Origin of the sequence: Spongiibacter sp. IMCC21906, from assembly GCF_001010805.1 — a bacterium.
Lineage (GTDB): Bacteria > Pseudomonadota > Gammaproteobacteria > Pseudomonadales > Spongiibacteraceae > Spongiibacter.
The window spans coordinates 2,646,802-2,662,872 of the sequence record NZ_CP011477.1; the positions used below are offsets into that span (position 1 = coordinate 2,646,802).

Annotated in this window: 15 protein-coding genes; 6 read left to right on the forward strand and 9 right to left on the reverse strand. The window is 48.8% G+C overall.

Annotated elements, in window-relative coordinates:
- The first annotated feature begins 91 nt into the window (after nucleotides 1–91).
- Both IMCC21906_RS12220 and IMCC21906_RS12225 read left to right on the forward strand, forming a co-directional pair.
- Nucleotides 92–580 (forward strand): hypothetical protein, encoded by a 489-nt coding sequence (locus IMCC21906_RS12220; RefSeq protein WP_047012406.1) that lies wholly within the window; start codon nucleotides 92–94, stop codon nucleotides 578–580.
- A gap of 84 nt (nucleotides 581–664) precedes the next feature.
- The gene (locus IMCC21906_RS12225) at nucleotides 665–1,168 is read left to right on the forward strand and encodes an RDD family protein (protein WP_047012407.1); all 504 of its coding nucleotides are present in this window, start codon (nucleotides 665–667) and stop codon (nucleotides 1,166–1,168) included.
- A gap of 20 nt (nucleotides 1,169–1,188) precedes the next feature.
- Here the strand turns inward: IMCC21906_RS12225 and IMCC21906_RS12230 are convergent, their stop codons facing one another.
- The 8 genes from IMCC21906_RS12230 to IMCC21906_RS12265 all read right to left on the reverse strand — a co-directional run bounded on the left by IMCC21906_RS12230 (nucleotide 1,189) and on the right by IMCC21906_RS12265 (nucleotide 8,553).
- Nucleotides 1,189–2,106: an HlyD family secretion protein gene (locus IMCC21906_RS12230; RefSeq protein WP_047012408.1), complete on the reverse strand. Its 918-nt coding sequence runs from the start codon at nucleotides 2,104–2,106 to the stop codon at nucleotides 1,189–1,191.
- 22 nt (nucleotides 2,107–2,128) lie between these two features.
- On the reverse strand, nucleotides 2,129–2,326 hold the full coding sequence (locus tag IMCC21906_RS17250; RefSeq protein ID WP_047012409.1) for a DUF1656 domain-containing protein: 198 nt from the start codon (nucleotides 2,324–2,326) through the stop codon (nucleotides 2,129–2,131).
- Nucleotides 2,326–4,284 (reverse strand): FUSC family protein, encoded by a 1,959-nt coding sequence (locus IMCC21906_RS12240; RefSeq protein WP_047012410.1) that lies wholly within the window; start codon nucleotides 4,282–4,284, stop codon nucleotides 2,326–2,328. The genes IMCC21906_RS17250 and IMCC21906_RS12240 overlap by 1 nt, the downstream gene beginning before the upstream one ends.
- Before the next feature lie 6 nt (nucleotides 4,285–4,290).
- Entirely contained in the window at nucleotides 4,291–4,761 is a 471-nt protein-coding gene (locus IMCC21906_RS12245) for a MarR family winged helix-turn-helix transcriptional regulator (RefSeq protein WP_082117471.1), read from the reverse strand.
- A gap of 244 nt (nucleotides 4,762–5,005) precedes the next feature.
- A complete protein-coding gene (locus IMCC21906_RS12250; RefSeq protein ID WP_047012411.1) occupies nucleotides 5,006–6,529 on the reverse strand; it encodes a sulfite reductase flavoprotein subunit alpha in 1,524 nt (507 codons plus the stop codon).
- Nucleotides 6,530–6,547: 18 nt separating this feature from the next.
- Nucleotides 6,548–7,369 carry a DUF4198 domain-containing protein gene (locus tag IMCC21906_RS12255; protein ID WP_047012412.1) on the reverse strand — a complete coding sequence of 274 codons (822 nt, stop codon included), beginning with the start codon at nucleotides 7,367–7,369 and terminating at the stop codon, nucleotides 6,548–6,550.
- 51 nt (nucleotides 7,370–7,420) lie between these two features.
- Nucleotides 7,421–7,930, reverse strand: coding sequence for a DUF2271 domain-containing protein (locus IMCC21906_RS12260; RefSeq protein WP_047012413.1), 510 nt, complete (start codon nucleotides 7,928–7,930; stop codon nucleotides 7,421–7,423).
- An 8-nt stretch (nucleotides 7,931–7,938) separates the two neighbouring features.
- Nucleotides 7,939–8,553, reverse strand: a complete 615-nt coding sequence (locus IMCC21906_RS12265; protein WP_047012414.1) for a PepSY-associated TM helix domain-containing protein — start codon at nucleotides 8,551–8,553, stop codon at nucleotides 7,939–7,941.
- Nucleotides 8,554–8,961: 408 nt separating this feature from the next.
- Between IMCC21906_RS12265 and IMCC21906_RS12270 the strand changes: the two genes are divergently transcribed.
- The 3 genes from IMCC21906_RS12270 to IMCC21906_RS12280 all read left to right on the forward strand — a co-directional run bounded on the left by IMCC21906_RS12270 (nucleotide 8,962) and on the right by IMCC21906_RS12280 (nucleotide 12,493).
- Nucleotides 8,962–11,130, forward strand: a complete 2,169-nt coding sequence (locus IMCC21906_RS12270; RefSeq protein WP_052763520.1) for a TonB-dependent siderophore receptor — start codon at nucleotides 8,962–8,964, stop codon at nucleotides 11,128–11,130.
- Nucleotides 11,131–11,293: 163 nt separating this feature from the next.
- Nucleotides 11,294–11,974 carry a Fe2+-dependent dioxygenase gene (locus tag IMCC21906_RS12275; protein ID WP_047012415.1) on the forward strand — a complete coding sequence of 227 codons (681 nt, stop codon included), beginning with the start codon at nucleotides 11,294–11,296 and terminating at the stop codon, nucleotides 11,972–11,974.
- 105 nt (nucleotides 11,975–12,079) lie between these two features.
- Nucleotides 12,080–12,493 (forward strand): DUF6491 family protein, encoded by a 414-nt coding sequence (locus IMCC21906_RS12280; protein ID WP_052763521.1) that lies wholly within the window; start codon nucleotides 12,080–12,082, stop codon nucleotides 12,491–12,493.
- 134 nt (nucleotides 12,494–12,627) lie between these two features.
- On the opposite strand, the gene IMCC21906_RS12285 is transcribed toward IMCC21906_RS12280, so the two are convergent.
- Nucleotides 12,628–15,039: an RND family transporter gene (locus IMCC21906_RS12285; RefSeq protein ID WP_047012416.1), complete on the reverse strand. Its 2,412-nt coding sequence runs from the start codon at nucleotides 15,037–15,039 to the stop codon at nucleotides 12,628–12,630.
- A gap of 167 nt (nucleotides 15,040–15,206) precedes the next feature.
- Here IMCC21906_RS12285 and IMCC21906_RS12290 point away from each other — a divergent pair, with 167 nt between their 5' ends.
- On the forward strand, nucleotides 15,207–16,007 hold the full coding sequence (locus tag IMCC21906_RS12290; protein WP_047012417.1) for an outer membrane lipoprotein-sorting protein: 801 nt from the start codon (nucleotides 15,207–15,209) through the stop codon (nucleotides 16,005–16,007).
- Nucleotides 16,008–16,071 lie beyond the last annotated feature (64 nt).

A 16,071-nucleotide genomic window follows, 5' to 3' on the forward strand; every position in this document is an offset into this window, starting at 1 on the left:
CATCGCCGCGGGTACATTTACTTATTTTGCTCTGTACCGTGTATCGCTAATCTTTAATCATTGTCAAGCCACTCTTTAGAGCGGAAATAAAATGCTAGCAACAAAGATAATAAATAGCGTAGCGATCATTGCAGCTCAATTCTGTAAACCCGTTTTGGCTCTCATCCTGACAGCAATTGGCGTACCTGGGTTAGCGGCCTCTATAAGCGAAGATGCAAATTATATTGGTCACACATTGCCACAAGAAAAATACCAAGGCTACCAACCTAGTATGACCGTGTTTGTTGAGCAAGACGCCAACGGCCAGTTTCATGCCATCAATACCGAACAAGCTCGATTTAATCGCGTTTGGATGAATCAAGACAGCGCAAGAACCGGCAACGATGCAATCAAAGCCTTATTCAAGATGGCCGTGAAACATCTCTACCGTAGCGTTTACCGGCAAGCTGGGGGCAGCAAATACTATGTTCCTGATGAAGAAGGCCGCATTCACTTAAGCGGACGCCAAAAAACGGAATTGGACTACCGCCTGCGAATGAGCAGCAGCAATGTTGAAGTCAGCATGAAATACAGTTTCTAGGCTACCACCTGCTCGCTCTCGGCTTCAAAAGGCCTTCAGCTCTGCTACAATTCGCCCATTATTTGCAATTGAGTTTTCGCTTAGATGGCCGAGCCCACCTCCACCGCTACTTCAACACCAGCAACCGACCACCCAAATGCAGGGGTCATCAGACGACTTATGGCCATGGTATACGACGGGTTTCTGTTGTTTGCCGTACTGTTTATTGCCGGTGCCATTCCGACTTTAATTCTCAGCCCCGAACATATCAAAGACTCCCCGCAAACAGGTACCGTTGTTCACGAGCTAAGTAGTGGCGCTGGCGGCTGGCTCTATCAACTGTATCTACTGAGCATTATTGTTATGTTCAACAGCATTTTTTGGCGCAAGCAAGGCCAGACCTTGGGCATGCAAGCTTGGCGTTTAAAACTCGTTAGTTTAAATGGCGACAAACCCAGCTGGGGACAATGCATTATTCGCGTCTTTGCCAGTTTTTTGTCGCTACTGCCCTGCGGCTTGGGATATTTATGGTTAGTCGTCGATAAACAGCAACTCGCCTGGCATGATCGCTTGTCTAAAACCAAGGTATTACTGCTACCTAAACGCTAACGATGCTGTCTGTTTCAGGCTTAAGGTTGACTCGATACTTGCGCTGATGAGGCGTCAGCGACTTGATCGCTGTGCAATGTCACCGAAACCGTACGTCCGGCAATTAGCGCCACCTCTTTTGGCACCTCATCAATGGCAATGCGTACCGGGATGCGCTGGGCAAGACGAATCCAGCTAAACGTCGGATTCACATTGGCCAACAGGGTATCGGCTGACGTGCTGCGCTCTCGGTCTTCAATTCCAACCGACCAGCCCTGCACGTGTCCTTGGAGCTTTTTGCTTTCTCCCATCACCCGAATCTCGGCCAACGCGCCAACGCGAATATTGGCGAGCTTCGTCTCTTCAAAATACCCCGTCACATAAAATGAATCCGAATCGACCAAGGTCATCATTGCCTCGCCTTCAGACGCATAGGCACCCGGGCGCAGGGACAAATTGGTGACAATGCCATTAACGGGTGCCGTTACCGTTGCCAGACCCAGATTAATATTCGCTAAATCAAGCTCAGTTTGGGCCTGGTGATAATTTGCCCTCGCTGACTCCAAGTCAGATATGTGCTCATCTTTCTGTTGCTGACTGGCAACGGTATCAAGGCGTTGATAGCGCTTATTTTCCCGATCAGCCTCATTTAAATCGGCCTTGGCTACCTCAAGGCGGGCACGGGCTCTTTCCACCGCGTTTTCTAAGCGCTTGTGGGCAATGGTATATAACAAATCACCCTTTTTAACTTCCTGATTATCCGTCACATAAACTGTTTCAATACGCCCGGACAAATCCCCTGCAATAGGAACCACATCCGCGCGAATTTTGCCGTCGCGGGTTTGCGGTGCGTAGGTGTAGTAATTAAACAGTTTCCACAACATAGTCGCCGCCACCGCAACCACACAGAAGGTTACCGTCACTTTGAGTACTTTTGTAAAGCCGTTGTAAGTAGACATAATAAAAACGCTTTCTCTATCTCTAAACCGACGTAAGAAAAAACAAGACGCCAGTCATGATTAAAAAAATCGACGTGTCAAAAATCGGCCGATGCCAGATAAACCGATAAGCATTGCTCGCCTCTAATAGACACGAAAGCACAATCCGCCCCGCAAAACCCAGTAACATGCACAGAAGAAATGGCGGTAAAAATACCCCGCCTATATCCAGCTCAGCCATTACTCCTCCACGCCTAGTGGCACTTGATGGAACATCGCCAATCGCAACCCAGATAGCGCCCGTACCACTCGGTCTGAATGGCCGCTATTTACCCGCAAGCTCATTGCCAATGCCGCGTCGATATCTGCCAAGAGGCTTGCAGGCGGATTGAGCACGTTCAGCTCTCGACCAAAGTGACTAAGCAGCGCCTCGATCCTCAAACGTGACTCACCCTCACACTGGTTAATATGTATGCGTAGCGTCGCAACGTTAGCCCCCACTCTTAACACGGACAGCACGCTGACATTCGATTTCTGCCAGGCACTTGTTAAGCGCGCAGCTGTCATGGCGACTCGGTCCAAGGAATGATTAATATAGATATCTCTAGCCCGGGGGCTTGCGCGACGGCTTAAGCCTACAATGTCTTTCATTTCTCGTTTGAGTGTACGCTGCAATGCTTTTTCAGCCCCCCAAGGCCGAAACAAGCTGGCACATAAAAATGCCGCGTAAATTCCCATCAAACTCGCTACTGCCGCTTCCAAATAAACATTAAAAGCAAAGGGCGAATAATGTCCCTGTAAATTGATATTGCTCAAGCCCAGCGCCATCACCAATGTGGCTAAAGGATTAGTCGCAGCCCAAGCGCCAATCGGTAACATAAACACAGCCATCACCATTACAAAGCTGACAAAGTCTTCCGCCATCGGCAATAAGCCATAACAAAGTAATGCACTTAAGAATAGCGCCAAACAGGCAAAGCGCCCAAAGGTGGCAATGGCAACCCCTGGCTCATCCACACCGCCAAAGAAAGCAATGGCCACAGTACCTAAAATCGCCATATTGGCGCCCTGATTCCAGCCCGTAAAATACCAAACCACACAGATAATACTGTAAGTGCACAATACCCCTGCAGCCATACGCATGGCGTGATCAATATCGATAGGTAGTGGGAATGGCCTCGCTCGATTAAGCTCTTCGTTGAGTTGCCTATCAAGCTTGTCACCCCGCTTGAGTGACTGGTCTATCACATTGACACCGTGCCAATAATCCAGCATTTCCTCCAACATATCGGCGAGGGTTTCAAAGATCATTTTCTGCCAAAGACTATTAGCTTGGCTTTCGGCCAATCCATGCAAGCGCGACCCATAGTCCGCCGCTGCAGCTTGTCCATGATGCAAGCCATGTCGCGCTTCTTCTAAAAAGGGTTCAAGCAAAGCGCGGCCATGTTCATCTAAACTCGCTACTCGACTACTGATGCCAGACAATAAGGGCACCATCGCCAACAGTCGCCGCTGAATGGCCACGGCCTTTTTAAGATCTCGTTTATCGAGCATGGGGTCATAACGAAGTTGCGCGTTGAGCTGGGATAAAGCAGCGATATCCGCCAAGGTTTTTATCCGCTCATGCTCTACCGCGCCCTGCTGAAGTTCGCCATCCAGCACGGCCTCAGCCCAATGCCGCATATCCGGCAACCACCGCGCCAAACTCGCCTGCAGCTGTTTGGCATGAGACATGGGGAATAAACCATCAATCAAGGTCGTGGCCAAAATACCAAGGCCAACTTCAGTCAACCGCGATATGACGACAGAAAACATGGATTCTGGGTGATCCACCCCCGCCACCGCAACCAACATAAGGGTGAGGGAAAAGAGCTGAAAGCCGTAGGCTCTAGGCGTTCTATCCAGTGCTGCCAAGGCAAAACTAAGCGTGGCAAACAAACCGGCAAAAATAATAAGCAGCAGCGGAGTGCTACCAAACAACGCAGCAATTAGCAGGCTGACCAGACCAGCACATAATGTTCCCGCAAAGCGAAATACAGCCTTTGAGCGAATGGCGCCAGAAAACGGGTTCATCAGCACGCAGCAGGTGACCAATGCCCAATAGGGTTGCTCCAAACCCAATGAAGCTGCGGTGGCAAATGCCGACATACCAGCGACAAAAAGTTTTAGTGAAAAAATCCAATCCTTTAAGGCAAACATGGGCGATTAGCGTTGCGCTGGTTTTTTCTGTAGAAACTGAACCGTTCTTTTCTCAAAAAGCCGCATCAAGCGCGTTGCCGACTCAATCTCTTCCACCGACAGGTCTCCCAGTATTTCTGCCCTCAACTCCGCAATGGCGACCTCCATATTAGCAGCCAATGTTTTGCCAGCGGGCAGCACAAAAATCATTTTGCTTCTGCGGTTATTAGGTATACTTCGGCGAGCCAGCAACCCCGCTTCCTCGGCCTGATCCAGAATACGCACCATAGCCCCCGGGTTAACCCCCACATCCTCGGCCAGTACAGATTGACGGATGCCTTCATCACCTCGCCTGGCCGCTAAAATCACCGCCGAAGCCATAGAGGTCGACAAGCCGGAATCCGCAAGCACTTGGCTAACCGCTTGTAACCAGATGCGTCGAACGGGCTGCAGGCTGTTAGTAAAATCAAAAAGAGACTGAGCATGATGTTTTTTCATTCCCTCACGCTAGCAGTAAATACACTATCATTAAATAAGCAACCATTGCTTTTGCAACACTATTTAATAAGCAAACCCCGTGACCGTAATCACAAGAAATCACTGCCGCAAGATAAAGTCAAAAAGTGCTTTTTATACCGCATCCAAAAGACACAATGGAAACTTCAATGAAAAGCGAGATAAGGGATCAGAAAAAACAAAATGAAAAGCCCAGTAAACTCCTTAGCCTAAATTCAGCAATCGTTTAGTAAACGTCCCGTAGATAGCGGCCTTGGTCGGCAAGACGATCCACCGCATCTTCGCCCATCACCTGACGAAGCGCATCATCAACACCCTCCCCCATGCCCAAACGACTGCCACACACCATCACCGTGGCGCCGTCGGCAAGCCACTCCTGCAAAACCGCAGCCGACTCAAGAAGCCGGTGCTGAACATAGCTCGGCCGCTCCGAACCACGTGAAAACACCAAGTCCAGCCGAGGCAAAAACCCATCGCGTTGCAGTTCAGCAATTTGCTGCTGGTATATTCTATCGGTGACAGGGCTGCGCTCGCCAAAGATCAACCAGTTGCGAGTAATGCCGTGCTGACGCCTAGCCTGTAAATGCCCCCATAAACCCGCAAGGCCAGAGCCACTGCCAATTAAAATGAGAGGCTTGGTGTTAGGCGGGCTATTAAATAAAGGATTAGGCCTTAACCTTAGCCACTGCTGTTGCCCGATACCCAAACCCTGGCTTAGCCAAGCAGAGGCTAGCCCGAGCTTGCCAGCTTCGTCACAACGCTGGCGCATCAGCAGCTCCAGAACGCCATCGGTTGGGATTGAGGCAATGGAATACTCACGTTTATTATGCAGCGGTAAAGTCTGGATCCATTGTCGCAGTTGCAGCGATGTCGAAAACAGCTCGCCACCCGCATCGAGGAGCTTACGATCTTGCAGCAACGCAACTAACTCAGGGTCGCTTAGGGGCTTGCCATCAACCGTATTGATCGTCGCCAGAAAAGCCCGACAAATATCGACACTATTCCGTGGCACCAGCTCAGCAATATCACCGGCCTGCCAATTCAGCTGCTCAGGATTCAGCGCCGAAAAACGCAAGCGAATCAGCGCCTCACTAGCACTTTTGGGGTTGAGTGTTTGCCTCTCAAGCAAGGTCCAAGGCTGAAATTTTTCTGTTAATGCTTGGCTCACCTCAAAGCGATCGGCATTATTCCCCGTGGCTTGCTGCAACCACATTTGCGCTGCTTTAAAATCAGGGTCTTGGCTAGAGTCCAGTTCAAGCCGCTCAAACAAGCTTCGGGCACCAAGCTTTTTTAAGCCGCTATCCAATCTGCGACCAAAGGCGCAGAAGTCAGGATAATGACTATCCCCCAGGGCCAGCACCGCGTATTCAAGGTGAGCCAAGTCGGTTGGTTTGATTTGTTTCAGTAGCTGTTTTTCAAAACGAACTCCGTTGTCCGGAGCCTCGCCATCACCATAGGTGCTAACCACAAATAAAGCTCTGCTGGCCCCGCTCAGCGTTTTATTATTAACGCGATTTAAGGGCAATAAACTGGCGTTGCTGTCTAAGCCCCCACAGGCAGCTTCGGCCAAGCGCAACGCATTTCCAGACTGACTGGCGTAAGCCACAATCACACCATTATCAACAAGCTCAGCTTGACCAAAAGTGGTTTTTGGATGATGCCGCAAGTAATGGCGATAACAGCACACGCACAGCACAATATAGCCTGCAACGGATAGCAGGCTATAAAGTAGTTTTTCCCATTCTTGCATGGCGGCAGAGTGCCTTATTTACTGTGGCAAAACCTCGAGGGTGGCAACATAACCACCTTGGCGCTTTTTAGCAGGCGCCTTGGCCTTAGCGTCTTCATACTCAGCTTCAAGCCAATACATGCCAGCTGCAGGCCACGTTAAGCTCACTACGCCGTCTTTATCCGCTGTCAGTTTGATCTCATCCTGGCTATTCCGGTAGCGCATTGCCCCAGGAACCACCATCACACTGGTACCCGCTGCGGGTTCACCATCGATCAAAAACCGAAACTTGGCCTGCTCACCGGCAAATAAATCATTGGGGTGAGTAATGGGCTGCATCTCTAAGCCTTCGTTACTCAGTGCCAAAGCTGTTTTGCTAGGCTGGCCAGAAGTCACAAAGGTTTCCATGCGCCGAGAGCTGTAGCTCACTTGCAGGTTTTTAGCATCTTTAGGCACTGATTTTTCAAAATCACCTGGCTTAACGGCCTGACCTCGTCCCGGCCAGCGGCCACGCTTGCCATCTTCGGTTTCCCAGCTGGCACGCAGACCACTGCTAGCGCTAAAAATTTTATAGGTCCCTTCTTGCTTCAGCTCAACATCAAAAGTGCTACGGTATTTACCGGTGTTGGCATTTTGCGCTTCAACGTTACCGCCATCGGGTCCCATCACTTGCAGTGAATTTAAACGCATGGGGGCATGATCCGCGTAAAACAAATCGTTGGACACTGCCGCATCAACGGTGACCCAAGGGGCATCGCCAGACAAAACCGTTGCCGCAGGCAAAAACCAGGCGCGATGCGCGCTGGCAACAGCAGGCACACACAAAGCGACTGCGATTAACACCGTTTTCAAATTTTTCATGACATCTCCTTTAGCAAGACCGGCATGGCCTGGCAGATCAATAAATAAGACTTAGCGAGCCAAGTGAAACTGGATTTTTCCCAGCTCTTTTTTACCTTCGGCGCTGAGGGTTTCATCGTTTGCCAGCGGCAAACTAAATGGGATTTTTAATAATTCTCGCCCACCCACTTCTCGGGCGGCCTCGACGTAAAGCTGGTAATTTCCGACTGACAAAGAATCAAGCAAATCACTAACATCAAGCTTGTAAACACCGGGAACACGGGTTGCACCGCTCACGCCATCTAATGGCATATCTGCACTGCGGCCACTGCGCCGCCACCATTGCCGCATATCTTTAAGCCACTGCTCGCCTTTATCCTCACCATTCCGATCTTGCTGATACCACACGGCAATATTATGAATATCACCACTGTCTAAGTTGTGTAGCCAAATTGCCACATAAGGACGATGGTATTCGGCGACGTTGATTGTCGGTAACTCTACACTCACCCAGCTTTCTTCGGCTTGAGCCGCAGCCATAGAACACAGAACAAAAAACAACAGGGCTATTCGTTTAATCATTTCTACACCTAATGGATAAACAACAAAATTAATAACAAGGGAATCAACACACCCAAACCCACCATAGGCCAAGTACTGGGGCGACGAAGCGCCTGCTTTTGCAGCAGTAATAAACCCGTCATAGAAAACACCACACAGGCAACAGCAAACACATCCAAAAACCATCGCCATGCCGTGCCGGTGTCACGACCTTTATGAAGATCATTAAAATAGGCGACCCACCCCCTATCGGTTTTTTCATAAATCAGTTCGCCTGAAGCCAAATCCAAACTCAGCCAGGCATCTGCACCGGGTTGCGGCATAGCCAAATAAATTTCTTCCTCACTCCACTCGATTTGCTTAGTGGGTGGCAGATAAATCCGCTGCTCACTGGCAAGCCAGCTGCGCAATGTTCTAGGAACCCGGCTGCTAACGTCTTCTTCTTCAGACAGCTGCGCTAACAAATCAGCTGGTACCGTGGTTTCCACACTGGTAACTTGCGGCACAGCCGGAATAACCCCTGCGTGATTCAAGGTAATACCGGTAATGGCGAAGCCCAGCATGCCAATCAAGCACAGCGCTGAACTAATCCAATGCCACTGTCTGAGCGAACCTGGTATTAATCGAGCCAGACTAAGGGTCATTGCCACTTTCTCCTGCTTGGCTTCAAGATTGAATACCTACGCAGGAAGCTCGGCAACATAGCGTTGTTAGACTGCGCCACTAAAAAAATAGATCTCATCACAAACCTCTGCTCTAACACTATCAGCAGAGCTGCTATAGCTTCACAGCCAATTTCTATTCTGCTTTTCATTAATCGTCTCGTTCTCAGCCCGGCGCTGATCAGAACCTATTTTATATAGCTGAGTGCGTATTAATTGCAAATGATATCAAATATTGATTGCTATTGAGAATAGTTATTATTTATATTGTCGTCCGCCGACGCAATTCCCGGCCCAAATTAGCCATCAATTTTCAGTCAATACACATTCCACAAGACCGGATGGGGTTATTTACCCGATATATAACCGGCTACCAAGGAGGCCCAAGCCATGAACGAAATGCAGCACACCACGTCCCTAAACAACCCACGAACGCGTAAAACCGCTATGTCCCAGGCCATTGCCATTGCGCTAGCAACTGGCAGTCTCAGCATGACCGCGCTGGCACAGCAGCCCCAAGAGACAAAAACACTGCCAAAAGTGAATGTTGAAGCCGACGCGATCACGCCATACAAAGCAAAGAAAGCATCATCACCGATTTACACTCAGCCTTTAGCAGAAACGCCTAAAACTATTACCGTGGTGACTGAGGCGGTTTTACAAGATCAAGCCGTAACCAGTTTGCGTGATGCACTGCGTAATGTGTCTGGCATTACCATGCAGGCCGGTGAAGGCGGCGCAGCTGCGGGCGATAACCTCAGCATTCGCGGTTTTGACGCCACTAACGACCTGTATGTTGACGGCGTAAGAGATATCGGTGCTTACAGCCGCGATACCTTCAATCTAGAAACTGTTGAAGTGACCAAAGGCCCTTCTTCTACAGCAAGTGGCCGTGGCTCAGCTGGCGGTTCGGTTAACGTCGTGAGCAAAACCGCTAAATTTGAAGACTTTAAACGCGGCAGCGTAATGGTTGGCAACGACAGCCAATTGCGTGCAGCCATTGATGTGAACAGCCAACTGAGCAACACCGTTGCCGGTCGCTTAAACGTCATGACGGAAGACAGTGGTGTGCCAGGCCGGGATGTCACCGAACGTGAATCCAGCGGGATTGCCGGTGCCCTAACGTTCAAAGCCAGCGAAAAAACCACGCTAACCGCAGGCCTGACCTGGCTGGATCAAGACAATCTGCCCGATGGCGGCGTGCCCTTGCTAACCGATGCCAATGGCCAGCGTTACCTGGATGAAAAAACCGCCGAAAACTACTACGGCGTTGAAGGTCGCGACTACGACGAAAACGAAGTGCTAAGCCTCAAGCTCGCGGTGGACCACCAGTTCAATGATAACTTGAGCCTGCGCAACCAAACCTTTATCGGCCAAACCGAAACCCGCGCGGCCTTTACCCGGCCCTCGTTTAACAGTGATACCGGCATGGTAAGACGCGGCGGCGTTAAAGCCCGTGACGAAGATCGGGATATCATCTCTAACCAAACAACCCTGCGCGCCATGTTTGCCAGCGGCAATGTAAAACATGATTTGGTTAGCGGCATTGATTTAACCAAAGAAGAATACACTCGTTATGAGCTAGTCACCGCCAACGACGACCCGGCAGAAGTCGATCTCTATAACCCACAAACTGACGCCCCCTATGCCGGTAACATTAGCCGTGGCGGCGGCGAAAACTCTGGCCAATACGACTCTATCGCCCTGTTCTTTAGCGACACTCTTACCTTTACACCGCAGTGGAGCGCCACCGTCGGTGTGCGAGCAGAACAGTACGATCAAGAATATTCACAAAACTACACCTCTTCGGGTCGTGGCGGCGTATTAACACCACCATTTCAATATGAAACCGACGATACCTTGGTGAGCTGGAATGCCTCTGTAAGCTACAAGCCCGCAGAAAATGGCACCATTTACTTTGGACTGGCTAACGCGCAAACCCCATTGGGCAGCAACCTGACATTGTCTGCAGATCAACAAGATATTGACGCCGAAGAAGATGAACTGATCGAACTGGGCACCAAGTGGGAACTGTTTGGCGACCGTTTGTTGGCAACAGCAGCGATATTTCAGTCCACCAAAACCAACGCCCAAACCACTGATGAAAACGATCTGCTAGTGTTAGATGGCGAGCAAGAAGTGAGTGGTTTTGAGCTAGGCCTAAACGGCGCGATAAATGATAAGTGGTCACTGATTGCCAACTACAGCTACACCGATACCGAAATTACGGAATCTGGCGACCCAACGGAAGAAGGCACAGACCTGTTCAATATTCCCGAGCATTCAGCCAACCTGTGGAGCACTTATCAGCTTTCCCAAGACTGGCAAGTGGGCGGCGGTCTGCAGTATATCGGTGAATATGACAATGGCACCACCACAGAGTTAGATGCCGTGACTCTAATCAATGCAGTGGCCTCCTGGCAGGCAACGGACAATCTGAACCTGCAATTAAACGTGAACAACCTGACTGATGAGAAATACCTTCTCAAGCCCCGTGGTAGTCGAGGTGTTCCCGGTACAGGCCGAAGCATCACCCTCACGGCTAGCGTCGAATTCTAAAACCGTGCTTATCGTCCAAGCCCCGCCTTTGCGGGGCTTTTTCGTATCTGGCCGTGGCTCAACATCTTCACACTCCCCAGGTTCTTGCCAAACTGCGTATGCCCGCAATAAGCTAGAGCAGCAGTTATCATTCATCTCACCCAATAACGGACACCCCAACAACATGCTGATTCAAGTCCCCAAGCTGCTAAGCAAAGACCAAGTTGCTCACTGTCGGCACATTTTGGAGTCGGCTGAATGGATAGATGGCAAAGTTACCGCTGGCTATCAATCCGCCAGAGCCAAAAACAATATCCAACTTCCCGAAAACTCCGAAGCCGCAAAAGTGCTTGGCGATATCGTTCTAGCCGCCTTGGCGAAAAGCAATATTTTTATGTCCGCCGCGTTACCCTTAAAAATATTCCCCCCTTTATTCAACTGTTACCAAGGTGGGCACGCCTTTGGGGTTCACGTTGACAATGCTATCCGCCAAGTACCCGGCACGGCAGTGAAAGTCAGAACGGATCTATCCATGACCTTGTTTTTCTCGGAGCCAGAAGAATACCAAGGTGGAGAGCTGGTGATCGAAGATACCTACGGCACCCATAGCGTTAAGCTCCCGGCGGGAGATATGGTGATATATCCCTCTAGCAGCCTTCATCGCGTTACCCCCGTAACAGATGGCCAACGATTAGCCTCCTTCTTTTGGTTGCAAAGTATGGTTGCCAGTGATGAAAAACGAACCTTGCTTTACGATATGGACATGGCTATTCAAAATTTAAGTCAGGGCCAAGAAGACAACCCCGCCATCGTGCAACTAACCGGTGTCTATCACAATTTATTACGACAATGGGCGCAAACCTAATATTCTTGTTAAGCGGCGGGCAAGAATTGATAAGCTAATCTAGACTCAGAATTACCAGCCTATAAGCAAACTAAGCTGATATAGATACGATACCGGGAGACAAAAATGAATATTTTAAAATATGCCGCACTGACATTCAGCATCGCTACCGCCAGCCTGGCCTTGGCAGACAAAGTTGAACCTAACCCAAATATCCAGCTTGCTACTGGCGAAACTGAACATTGCGTTGGCATTACCCGTATCGATGAAATTGAGGTTTTGGATAAACGCAATATTCTTTTTTACATGAAAGGTAAAAAGGTTTATCTCAACGATCTTCCTCGTCCCTGCCCCGGCTTTAGCAGCCGCGACACCATTACCTACAGCACCTCACTCCATAAGTTGTGTAACTCAGATATCGTTACCGAGCTTAACGATGTAGGCTCAGATTATATGCGCGGCGCATCCTGCGGCCTGGGTAAGTTTTACCCCATCAGCAAAGAAGACGCGGACAAACTACGCACAGAAAGTCACAAGTAACTCTTCCAGAAAACCGCTATAGCTACTAGCTCAAGATAAATTTCAGGGAGTGAACCGAGCAACAGGGCTAGCAAAACAATGAGCCAAAAAGCCGGGGCGCGGCCACATAAAGCCCGCCCCGTTCTAAACTGAATTTATTTATCCTCAGGGGTAAATTCTGGCCCAAAAGGCTTCAACAACAAAAGCATCGCTGGCATAAACAGTAAATCAGCCAGCAGTGCCACGCTAATTGCCACCCCAAGCAGCAAACCAAAATGGGCAATAACCAACATATTGGATAACAGATAACAAGAAAATGCGCCAATCAAAATCAGCGTTGTAATGATCAATGCTGGACCCACATCTCGTAAGGATTGCTCAACGGCCAAAGCATAATTACCACTCTCAAAAAACCGGCGACGAAAGCGCGTTACTAAATGAATACTGTCATCTACCGCGATACCGATGGCAATAGTTGCAAGCAACAGCTTCATATAGTCCAGGTGCATATCTATCCACCCCATCAAACCCAATATCGCCAATACCGGCGTCACATTGGGGATCATCGTCAACAGACCCACTTTAATCGAACCAAACGCGATACACAGAAATACGGCAATGCCAATAAAAATCAGGCTATAACCGTAAAACTGAGTATCGGCAATATAATCTGCAACTTTAATCCACATTAGACCGATACCGGTCTTACGCACCTCTGCACCAGGCAAAGGATGCTGTTCAAGGTACGCATCCACACTGTTCATAACTTTTCGAACTTCGGATGACTCCATCAGCTCAACCCGCAGCTCCAATACTGCTCGGGAATAATCACGAGTGACAAAATCATCTAATTCGTCACCACCAGAAATCTCATAAACCAGAAAATATTGACCGATTAAATTTCGATCATCCGGCACGGTATACCAAGCCTTGTCATCACCGTGAAAGCTGCGATTTATATCTTTTTGAATATCCACCACCGAATAGGTTTTCTTTACGTGTGGGAGTGATTCTGCATACTGTTGCAGTTTATCCAATGCCTGCAGCAAGGCAGGGTCTTTAATACCATCCGCTTCGCCGGTGTCCACAATATAGGCAAAACTGAGTATTCCCCCCATCACCTCCTCGGCTTTTTCGGTATGTTGTCGCCACTCCACACTGGGCTTGAATTCAGTCAAAAAGTTAAAATCAATTTTCAGCATAGATACGCCAACAAGGCTGACCAAAATAACCATCAAGCCTGTTCCCAGTAGTTTTTTGGGGTGCTGAAGGTTTAACTTTATGCATGCCTCAACTGCAGATAACACATATCGATTAACACCTTTGCGATTTTTTGTCTGCTTTGGTTTTGCCTTGCCTCCCGCCAAAAACACCACTAACAAAGTTAAGGACAATATAAGGGTAAACATCACCCCGGCCGCCGCATACATTGCCATTTCACTGAGCACTTTAAGATGGGAAACCGTCATCACCAAAAAGCCAAAAGCGGTGGTCATAGCCGCCAGCAAACAAGCACCACCCACCTTGCCAATAGCCATTTGTACAGAAAGCTTTCGGTCGCCTGTTTCGGCAAACACCCGCTGAAACTCAAGAATGATATGCACTGATTGCGCCACGCCAACAGCGCAGAGCAGCGTTGGTACAATGCCAAAAAACAACCCCAGTACCCAGCCAAACGCGCCCATGACCCCCAGCACCAAGATAATGCTCAGCACCACCACCGCCAGCGGGCCCACCAAACCCAACCAGCTAACACGAAACAACAAAAACGACAGCAACGCCAACAACCCCAATGTCATTAGGGTCCCCTTGGCAGAATCACTCATAAACAGATTGTTATAAGTGGCATTCATCGGCACATCGCCGGTGAGAAAAAATTCAATGCCCTGATACTCATCCCGAGCCAGAATTTCTCTAACCTTGTTATCACTCACTTGAGGATAAAGGTTATTAATATCACTACTGCCCTTGGCAGGATCAAAAATAATATCCTTCAGCAAATCGACACTGCTGAGCTCCATTTCTAAAATTACCGCGCCGTAAGTCGCCTCTTCATTAACCAGATAATTTACATACAACGGCCGATCCAGCACCCTCTCACGCAACTCCAGCAGCGCTTGTTGTGAGTCGGGAAAATCAATCATCAGTTCATCGATATGAATGGAATCACCGTCTGCGCGGATAAATTCCACATTAGTCAGGCTGGTCACCTCACGAACAAAAGGCACTTCATTCTCTAGTGCTTCCGTCAGGCTTGCGACCTGCTGCATTGCCTCGTAATTGAATGGTCCATGAGGTCGATTGGGAACCCGGTAAAGGATGTACGTCACTTCATCAGAGAGGAACTCGTCCAGATATTCTGAATAGGCAACATAGGCAGGATCTGACTTATCGAAGTAAGCATCAAGACTGTTATCACTCTGCACTTTACTTGCAAAGTAAAGGCCAACGCCCAGCAGCAACAGAGAAAACAGCACCACCCACCAACGGTGGGAAACCGCCCAAGCGGCCAATCTGAAAAAAGCATTATCGATAAGATCTACAAACTTGGAGTCTCTACCCGCCATAAAAAAAGTACTCGATTAGTATAAAATTATTGTTATTAACTCTGTGACAATAACACAGCACCACAGGAGAAATATTATACAACTAATGATAATGTTCCAGACTGGGTTAGGGTAGGCAAGCCAAAAAATAAAATCGCTGCCATCGACACACAAAAGAGGACAATAATATGCTGATCAATTATCGAGGCTGCTGGTTGGCCATCGCCGCAACCATACTGCTCAATAGCAGCGTTTTTGCTGAGACAAAATCTCCCGAAGCCAAAGGCTTGGTCATCGCCAAAGAAATGAAAGCCCGTGATACGGGCTGGACAGACTCCACCGCCACCATGGAAATGCAATTATTCAGTCGCGGCGACATGCTGGCCACCCGGGAAATGCGAATTAAAAGCCTGGAAAAACAGGATGACGGCGATAAATCACTCACTATTTTTGATACTCCAAGAGATGTTCAGGGCACCGCTTTTCTCAGCTTCACTCATATTCTTGAGCCCGATGATCAGTGGCTATATTTACCCGCTCTGAAGCGCGTCAAACAAATTTCATCTAAGAATAAAACCAGCCCCTTTATGGGCAGCGAATTCTCCTACGAAGACCTCAACTCCTTTGAGGTTGCCCGCTATGATTATAAGTGGCTGCGCAACGAAACCTTTAATGGCATGGAGTGCTATGTCATTGAGGCTTATCCCAAAGACCCTTATTCTGGATACAGCAAAGAAGTCGTCTGGGTGGATCATGCCGAATTAAGGCCACTTAAAGCTGACTATTACGATAAACGCGGCAAATTGTTAAAAACGCTGATTTACAGTGACTATCAACAATATCTGGATACCTTCTGGCGGCCCGCTACTCAAACCATGGTTAATCACCAAAACAATAAAAAAACCATCGTTTTAATGAAGAATTATCAATTTAAAACAGGGCTAGACGAAAGTGACTTCACCCGAAACAGCTTGCAACGTGCCCGCTAGGCAGGCGGCCACAAGGGTAATATCTGGCTGCTGCAGAATTTTACTTTGCTGCTTCAGTGTCAGT

What these genes read in the sequence shown, in the direction of transcription:
- IMCC21906_RS12260 (WP_047012413.1), bottom strand. Translation starts at nt 7,930, where the DNA reads ATGATTAAACGAATAGCCCTGTTGTTTTTTGTTCTGTGTTCTATGGCT.
- IMCC21906_RS12255 (WP_047012412.1), bottom strand. Translation starts at nt 7,369, where the DNA reads ATGAAAAATTTGAAAACGGTGTTAATCGCAGTCGCTTTGTGTGTGCCT.
- IMCC21906_RS12220 (WP_047012406.1), top strand. Translation starts at nt 92, where the DNA reads ATGCTAGCAACAAAGATAATAAATAGCGTAGCGATCATTGCAGCTCAA.
- IMCC21906_RS12275 (WP_047012415.1), top strand. Translation starts at nt 11,294, where the DNA reads ATGCTGATTCAAGTCCCCAAGCTGCTAAGCAAAGACCAAGTTGCTCAC.
- IMCC21906_RS12270 (WP_052763520.1), top strand. Translation starts at nt 8,962, where the DNA reads ATGAACGAAATGCAGCACACCACGTCCCTAAACAACCCACGAACGCGT.
- IMCC21906_RS12285 (WP_047012416.1), bottom strand. Translation starts at nt 15,039, where the DNA reads ATGGCGGGTAGAGACTCCAAGTTTGTAGATCTTATCGATAATGCTTTT.
- IMCC21906_RS12290 (WP_047012417.1), top strand. Translation starts at nt 15,207, where the DNA reads ATGCTGATCAATTATCGAGGCTGCTGGTTGGCCATCGCCGCAACCATA.
- IMCC21906_RS12280 (WP_052763521.1), top strand. Translation starts at nt 12,080, where the DNA reads ATGAATATTTTAAAATATGCCGCACTGACATTCAGCATCGCTACCGCC.
- IMCC21906_RS17250 (WP_047012409.1), bottom strand. Translation starts at nt 2,326, where the DNA reads ATGGCTGAGCTGGATATAGGCGGGGTATTTTTACCGCCATTTCTTCTG.
- IMCC21906_RS12225 (WP_047012407.1), top strand. Translation starts at nt 665, where the DNA reads ATGGCCGAGCCCACCTCCACCGCTACTTCAACACCAGCAACCGACCAC.
- IMCC21906_RS12250 (WP_047012411.1), bottom strand. Translation starts at nt 6,529, where the DNA reads ATGCAAGAATGGGAAAAACTACTTTATAGCCTGCTATCCGTTGCAGGC.
- IMCC21906_RS12265 (WP_047012414.1), bottom strand. Translation starts at nt 8,553, where the DNA reads ATGACCCTTAGTCTGGCTCGATTAATACCAGGTTCGCTCAGACAGTGG.
- IMCC21906_RS12230 (WP_047012408.1), bottom strand. Translation starts at nt 2,106, where the DNA reads ATGTCTACTTACAACGGCTTTACAAAAGTACTCAAAGTGACGGTAACC.
- IMCC21906_RS12245 (WP_082117471.1), bottom strand. Translation starts at nt 4,761, where the DNA reads ATGAAAAAACATCATGCTCAGTCTCTTTTTGATTTTACTAACAGCCTG.
- IMCC21906_RS12240 (WP_047012410.1), bottom strand. Translation starts at nt 4,284, where the DNA reads ATGTTTGCCTTAAAGGATTGGATTTTTTCACTAAAACTTTTTGTCGCT.